This window comes from Streptomyces sp. Q2 (assembly GCF_056820935.1).
The window spans coordinates 97,110-103,215 of record NZ_JBXEJE010000038.1; the positions used below are offsets into that span (position 1 = coordinate 97,110).

Below are 6,106 nucleotides of genomic sequence, written 5' to 3' on the forward strand. Positions count from 1 at the left end.
GCGAGACACCCGGTTCAGGGTCTGTGCCCGGAACGTGGATCGGGGCTTGGCCTCGTGGGAGCGGCACCACTCAGGTAGACGTGCTCCAGGGGTTGGTCGGGCCCTCTGCGGACGAAGGCCATCACCCGGATCACTCGCGGCATCTCCCCGTCCCAGCGGGGCTCGGCCGCACACAGACACGGCACGTCCAGGACGCCCTGTTCGGCGAGGACGAGCGGCGGGATGTCGACGGTCAGATCCGAGGTCATCGTGAACATCAGGGCTTCGATGTCCTCGGGCCGCAGGTCGTTCTTCTGGAGCACCCCGTCGACAAGGTCGACGGTGGCGCGGGCGATGGCCTCGCGGGTGTTCGCGTCGGAGCGGATCGCACCACGGACGGCACGCACGGTGGGATACATGGGCGGCCGGGTCAGACGGAGGCCATACGGCCCTGGTGGAACAGCAGTGCGCCTTGGTCCGTGTCGCCGTGGTGAGCGGCGGTGACTCGGCCGAGGAACAGACAGTGGTCGCCTTCGAGGTGAGTGGTGGAGACCGTGCAGTGGAGGGTGGCCAGGGCACCGTCGAGGATGCGGCGCCCGTCGGCGGCGATGCTGAAGTACTCCTCCAGTTCGTGCCCCGTGGGCTTGTTCCTGGAGGCGAAGAGCTTGGCGTGGTCACCCTGCAGCCCGGAGAGGAAACTCAGGCAGAACCCTCCGGCGGCGGAGGTGATCGAGTGCGCTCGCGAATACTTCCGCAGTGACACCAGCACGGTCGGAGGCTCGAGCGTGACGGATGTGAGCGAGTTGACCGTAGTGGCCACGGTCTCGTCACCGTGGCCGGCCAACAGGACAGCAACGCCCGTCGGGAACAGACGCATGACGGACCGGAGGTCGGGCTCCGTAGTCGCGGCGGGATAGGTCCCCCTGGTCATCCCTGATTTGTCCTTTCGTCCTTCATCTGCCCTTGTGAGGCAGGTCGGTGCGGCGTCCACCTGCGGGAGGACGGTCACGCAACGGGAGTTGAGGGCTTTTGAACTGATCAGTCCATTAGGAATGAACGTAGCAGACACCAAACAGGTGCACCACTGACCGTGACGGTGGGACGGCCCTTTCGAAGCGCTGTGTTACCACTCGGTAGCCGAGGGTTCCGTACGAGCGCGCCCCCTCCGTGAGCTGGCACGTTCAGTCGCGCTGACAGCAGAGCCCACGGTGCGGACATCGCGTGGACCGAGGAACCCGCGATCGCGACGGAGACATAGATCACGTCACCGCCCGCTGAGGGGTTTCGACCAGGAAAGGACATTGCGGAAGCAACCGGTCGGCGATCGCACGCGCGGCCCGGCAGGGCATGGGCGGCGAGTGTCTGCCGGCAGGAACCTCCGGGCATCCGCACGTGCTCAAGGTCAAGAGGCGGGACCAGGGTGGGCGCTTCGAACCGCACCGGGAGTCCCGTCAGGTGAGCACGCCGTGCCGGAGGCGGGCAAGGGCTGCTGAGGCCGCGCCGAGGGCGGCGGCATGGTGCGGGAGCCGTGGTCCGCCCGTGCCGCGGCCGGCCCTTGTCTTCGGGACCAGAACGGGTGGTCGGGCCAGCGGGTTTCCTGGGTGTGGGCGGTGCGGTGCGCGTGCTGGTACGCCGTGCGGGCGGTGGTGATCTTGGCTGTGTACGCGTCCAGAGCGCCCGGCGTGCCGCGCAGGTGGGCGTCGATCGCCTGGCCCGCGCCGAGTCCGGTGTAGAGGGCGGTGAGAATGCCCTGGGAGGACAGCGGGTCGAAGGCCAGGGCGGCGTCTCCTGCCGCGATCCAGCCGTCGCCGTGGACATGGTCCAGGTGGGCGCTGTGGGCGGGGGCGCGGCGGGGAGGGTTCGGCGTGCCGAGTCCGTGGGGGCGGGCGGTGGGCGCCACGTACCGGGTGGTGAGGAGGAGGCGGCGGAAGTCCGCGGGGGTGAACAGGTCGGGGTCGGTGAAGTAGGCGACGAGACGGCGGCGGGAGGGCAGCAGGGTGGTGTACCACCAGCCGTCGGGGGCGGATTCGACCAGGGAGTGGCCGTCGGTGGCGCCGGGCAGGGCGTCGAGGGCGAGGTAATGGGCGGTCAGCCGGTCCTCGACGTGTCTGCGGGCACCGGCCGGGACGGCGATCGCGGCTGGTCTGCCGGTGGCGTCGACGATCCAGCGGCAGGTCACGGTGCGGTGTCCGGCGTGGGCGGCGCGCAGGGTCAGCCGCCAGGTTCCGTCGGGGCGGCGTACTGGGTGGCGTACGGCGGTGTGTTCGGCCACGTCCGCTCCGGCCGCGCGGGCCGCGGCGCGCAGGGTGCGGTCGAACAGCGGCCGGTCCAGGTGCCAGCCGTGTCCGTAGGGATCGTGGATGAAGTCGACGGTGTGCAGGGCGGCGGAGCCCCAGGAGGAGTGGGTGCCGTGGCACGGCAGATGTCCGGCCGCCAGGACCAGGTCGGCGACCCGCAGGTCGTGCAGGAGCAGGCGCGCGACCGGGACGAGGGCCTCACCGGCCTTCGGCGGGCCGGTCGCCGAATCGGCGAGGAGCACCGTACGGCCCGCTCCGGACAGGGTCAGGGCGGCGGCGCAGCCGGCGGGACCGCCGCCCGCGACCACCACGTCGTAGTGGTCGCGTGGCGGGGTGTACGCCGTCGTCCCGGCGGTCACTGGGATTCGTGGAGGGGGTCGAGCTTCTCCAGGTAGCCGGCGGCGATCGCGGCCTCGTCGTGGCCGGTTGCGCGCATGGCTTCGCCGATGGCCTGGGTGACCAGTGCGGCCTCCACCTGTTCGGCCGACAGCTCCCCTCTCCAGGTGCCGGCCTCCGCGGCCAGTTGGGGACTGGCCGCCTGCGGGACCTGCACGTTGACGAGGTTCGCGTGGTCGGGGGCGTCTCTGAGTTGTTCGCCCGGGACCGACTCGACCTGGATGAACTCCGGGAACCTGCCGTCCGCGCCTTCGTACCTGTGCACCTCGACGATGCCGAAGTCCGGCCAGTCGTCGATCATCTGACGGCGCTGCTTGTTGAAGTCGGAGCCGGTCAGGCCGCGCAGCCACACGGCCCGGCGTTCGAAGGCCTGTCCTCTGGCCTTTTCGTCGGCGCCCGGGTCGTTGACGATGTCGAAGTCGGCGCGCTTCAGTACGTGGTTGGGGACCTGGGCGGGCCAGAAGGTGGGCAGGTAGGGGCTGTAGCGCGGGCCCAGACCGCTCAGCACCTGGTAGCCGGAGCGGCAGCTCGCGGCGTCGCACTGCCAGGGCGCGGCCATCCAGCGGGTGAGGTCTCCCGGACCCTGCGCGTACAGCGGGCCGTCCTTGGACTTGACCTCCAGGTCGCTGAGGACCTCGCCGTAGTCGCGTTCGGGGTTGTCCGGCCCGCGGTGCAGGATCCGGAAGGGCTCGGAGTACATGGTCTTGTGCCGCACGGGCCAGGTGACCTCGCAGCCGGGGTGGAAGGCGTCCGCGGCGCAGTTCTCCAGCGCCGCCCGGTCGAGCAGGGCCGGTTGCTCGCGGACGGGTGCCGTGTCGACGTCCTCGTGGCGCTCGTGCAGCGGGCCGGGCTGGAAGCGGCCCTCGGCCCACCGGGCGAGCAGCCGGTTCTGGGTCGGGGAGAGCCTGATGTGCTGCCGCTCCGACGTGCCCCTGCCGCTGCTCATCGCGTCGCCGTACAGCCAGGGCCACGGCAGCGGAGACGTTCCGTCCCGGTCGTAGTCGCGCATCTGGACGTAGATCTGCCGGCGCAGTTCCTGGCTGCTGCTTCCGGGGTCCGCGAGACGTGCGCGCAGCTCCGGATCGAGGAAGTCGTGCGGACCCTTCCAGCCGAACTGGGTGGCGAAGCCGTGGTTGGTCCACTGCAGTGCGCAGAACCGGCTGAGGATCGGCTCGATGTGGTCGGCGTAGGAGACGACGTCCGCGCCCGGCAGTGTGCCCTCGGTGGTGAACACGTCCTGGAGGACGTCGTAGAGGGTGCGGACGGTCTTCACGCCGGGTGCGTAGTGCGGTGGGGCCACCACGACCCACGCCGCCGTCGCCGTCTTCGTCTGCCCGCCGATGATCACCTGTGCCGTCACGGGACCGTCGGAGACGTCGTCGTACCAGGTGTCGTTGTTGGTGACGCCGGAGATCGGCTTTTCCGGGGTGGCGTAGGAGGCCGACTTCCCGCTGCCGCCGACGACCAGCAGGCGTCCGGTGGGTTCGGTGGAGATCCTGCCGAGCGGGACCTTGCGGCCCATGATCGTGCCCGTGTCGAAGGTGCCGACGTCGTGCAGGGAGGCGCGGATGGTGCGGATGCCGGGATCGATGACGAGCTTCCTGCGCTCCGTGCCCGTCACGGCGGCGTTCCGCCTGCCCCGTTGCTCGGCCGTGAGGCCGGCCGCTTCGTCGATGTCGAGCGGGATGTGGAAGCGGTACCAGGCGGCCTTCTTGTTGGCCAGGTGCACCGACCAGCGGATCTCGCTCACGCCGTCCTGGCCGAGCTTCAGCTCCCGGACGACGTCACCCGCCTGGTTGCAGCCGTAGATCCGGAACCGGGCGGCCTGTTTGACGATCGCCCCGGACGCGTCCTTGTAGGAGCCGGGGGGAAGCGGCTTCTGGTGCGGTGATTCGGGGCCGATGAACGGCGCGGCGGGACTGTTGCCCACGCGCGCGACACCGATCGCCGGGTGGATCTTCAGCTGCACGATCTGCTGGTCCATGGGGAGCCTTCCGGTCGGACACACCGAGGCGAACATAGGCACGGGTGCGGGGGTGTCCCCAGTCGGCGGGCGCCATTGGAGGTAGGGGTCCCACCGCCGGGCGGGTGCGGGCAAGCGGCCCGGCTCAGGTCTTGCCGACCACGCCCCTGGCCGGCCCCCGTGAACCGGCCCGGCGGGCCGCTGCAACGTGAGCGGGGCCCGGTACGCGTTGCTGTCAGCGGCGGGTGGGCGGTCCGGGGAGGCCCACGGCGCCGGGCAGACGGAAGAGGCAATCGCATCCCGCCCGCGGCTGCTGGACGCCGCTGAGGCGCCGCACTGCTGACCAACGCGCTCGGGGATCGGCTGTTGGCGGCGCTCGCGTCCCAGCAGCCAGAGGCTGTCCGGGCTGGACTGCTTGCGCATCGCCCGGACAGGCCTCGAGCCCAGCGAACGACTAGTGTCCTACGCCCGACTCACCCACTCGATACGAACGCAATCCCCGCAACTACCCAGCCCCCCTCTGTGTCACCGCCCTGTCCGCACAAGCGACTCGTCGCACCACACGGACCGGGTCAGCAGGACCGCCGGGGTTCCGGTGAGGGCGAGCATGATGGCCCGTTGGACTGCCAGGAGGCTCTTGCCACTGCCGGGCGGACCGCTGATCAGGTAATTGCCGTCGAAGGGGAGGCCGTCGAGGCAGTAGCGCTGCTCCGGTACGAGGTCGAGGTAGGTGAGGGTCACATCTCCTCCAGAGCATCCACCGCGGTGCTCCGAGCGGCCGTGACGATCGATTCCAGGTAGCCGGGTACCTGTTCGCCGCCGACGACGAGAGCGCGGTCGAGAAGGGTGTTGCCGGTCTCGCAACTCGTCTCGGGCAGCAGGGCGCAGGCGTGGCAGGCCGCGCGGTTGAGGTTGCCGAATCCCTGGCCTGTGTGCGTCCGGGCCTCCGACTAGGTCATGAGCAATTTGCGGTGGGTAGTCCGGGCCGAGGTCGTGCCAGGGCGTGTGCCGCCGATCAGTGTCTTGCCGTTGCCCTGGTCGACCGTGAGGCCCTCCCATGTCGGCCACCGGCGGGCGCCAGGATGTGCTGCGTCCGTCAGGTCTTTCGCTTCGCGCAGGGAGCCGCGTCCGCCCTCTGCGCGACGGGTGCCGTTTCCCGGTCCCCGGTCCGACCCGCACCGCCGTGCGCTGTGAGCTCAGCGCCGGTGCGCTCATGGGCAAGGCGTGTCGGATTCCCGGAAGTAGCGTGCTGGGCGGAGCACCCGCGGTGGGAGAACCCGCGTTTCACGCACGACACTTCAGGAGAGTCACATGTCCGACGCCGCCCTTCCGGTTCAGCCGGTCCTGGAGCCCGCGGCCGCCGCGTTCGTCGAGGCGACCGCGAACCCGCCCTACCTCTTCGACCTCGCGCCCGCCGAGGGCCGCAAGGCGGTCGACGAGGTGCAGTCCGGCGAGATCGACAAGCCCGAGA

The 6,106-nt window shown here is 70.4% G+C and carries 5 protein-coding genes and 2 pseudogenes; 1 reads left to right on the top strand and 6 read right to left on the bottom strand.

Annotated features, from left to right (window positions below; translation table 11 throughout):
• Positions 1 to 14: 14 nt before the first annotated feature.
• The 6 genes and pseudogenes from aroH to ACWBNA_RS35470 all read right to left on the bottom strand — a co-directional run.
• Positions 15 to 398, bottom strand: a complete 384-nt coding sequence (gene aroH / locus ACWBNA_RS35445; RefSeq protein ID WP_482708618.1) for a chorismate mutase — start codon at positions 396 to 398, stop codon at positions 15 to 17.
• A gap of 11 nt (positions 399 to 409) precedes the next feature.
• Positions 410 to 910, bottom strand: coding sequence for a flavin reductase family protein (locus ACWBNA_RS35450; protein WP_482708619.1), 501 nt, complete (start codon positions 908 to 910; stop codon positions 410 to 412).
• Between the two features lie 471 nt (positions 911 to 1,381).
• Positions 1,382 to 2,635 carry an FAD-dependent monooxygenase gene (locus ACWBNA_RS35455; protein WP_482708620.1) on the bottom strand — a complete coding sequence of 418 codons (1,254 nt, stop codon included), beginning with the start codon at positions 2,633 to 2,635 and terminating at the stop codon, positions 1,382 to 1,384.
• Positions 2,632 to 4,656: a LodA/GoxA family CTQ-dependent oxidase gene (locus ACWBNA_RS35460; protein WP_482708621.1), complete on the bottom strand. Its 2,025-nt coding sequence runs from the start codon at positions 4,654 to 4,656 to the stop codon at positions 2,632 to 2,634. Before ACWBNA_RS35460 ends, ACWBNA_RS35455 begins: the two co-directional genes overlap by 4 nt.
• A 504-nt stretch (positions 4,657 to 5,160) precedes the next feature.
• Entirely contained in the window at positions 5,161 to 5,376 is a 216-nt protein-coding gene (locus ACWBNA_RS35465) for a hypothetical protein (protein WP_482708622.1), read from the bottom strand.
• Positions 5,373 to 5,567 (bottom strand): annotated as a pseudogene (locus tag ACWBNA_RS35470) (hypothetical protein); the annotation flags it as partial. The pseudogene ACWBNA_RS35470 and the gene ACWBNA_RS35465, both read right to left, overlap by 4 nt.
• Positions 5,568 to 5,946: 379 nt before the next feature.
• Here ACWBNA_RS35470 and ACWBNA_RS35475 point away from each other — a divergent pair.
• A pseudogene (locus tag ACWBNA_RS35475) lies at positions 5,947 to 6,106 on the top strand (esterase); the annotation flags it as partial.

What these genes read in the sequence shown, in the direction of transcription:
- ACWBNA_RS35460 (WP_482708621.1), bottom strand. Translation starts at nt 4,656, where the DNA reads ATGGACCAGCAGATCGTGCAGCTGAAGATCCACCCGGCGATCGGTGTC.
- ACWBNA_RS35450 (WP_482708619.1), bottom strand. Translation starts at nt 910, where the DNA reads ATGACCAGGGGGACCTATCCCGCCGCGACTACGGAGCCCGACCTCCGG.
- aroH (WP_482708618.1), bottom strand. Translation starts at nt 398, where the DNA reads ATGTATCCCACCGTGCGTGCCGTCCGTGGTGCGATCCGCTCCGACGCG.